The sequence below is a fragment of the Robertmurraya korlensis genome, from assembly GCF_023715225.1.
GTDB lineage: Bacteria > Bacillota > Bacilli > Bacillales > Cytobacillaceae > Robertmurraya_A.
This window is the reverse complement of record NZ_JAMBNS010000135.1, coordinates 1-423: the sequence shown is the minus strand read 5'-3', so window position 1 is coordinate 423 and position 423 is coordinate 1. Positions and strand designations below refer to the sequence as shown.

At 47.0% G+C, this 423-nt stretch carries 1 protein-coding gene; it reads right to left on the bottom strand.

Annotated features, from left to right (window positions below; translation table 11 throughout):
* Nucleotides 1-423: zinc-binding dehydrogenase (locus M3175_RS26120; RefSeq protein WP_251524623.1), on the bottom strand; the 423-nt coding region annotated here is incomplete at both ends.

The following is a 423-nucleotide window of genomic DNA, read 5'->3' as shown; positions in this document are numbered from 1 at the left end:
TCAAGTGCCGAGCGCATGACATTGACGTTACCGATACATTCAAAACTGTGATCCACACCCAAACCTTTCATCTCAACAATCACTTGTTGAATGGGTTGGTCATAATCTTTTGGATTCACAAAATCGGTCGCACCAAACTCACGGGCTAGCTCAAATTTGTCGGGGTTGGTATCAACCGCGATAATACGGCCTGCTTTGGCAAGTTTGGCCCCTTGAATTACAGCAAGCCCAATACCACCAAGCCCAAACACCGCGACGCTGTCGCCTTCTTGTACTTTAGCGGTATTTTTTACCGCACCTAGTCCTGTAGTCACGCCGCAACCTAATAGACAGACTTGCTCAGGATTGGCTTCAGGATTGATTTTAGCAAGCGATACATCGGCAACGACAGTATATTCACTAAACGTCGAGCAGCCCATGTAA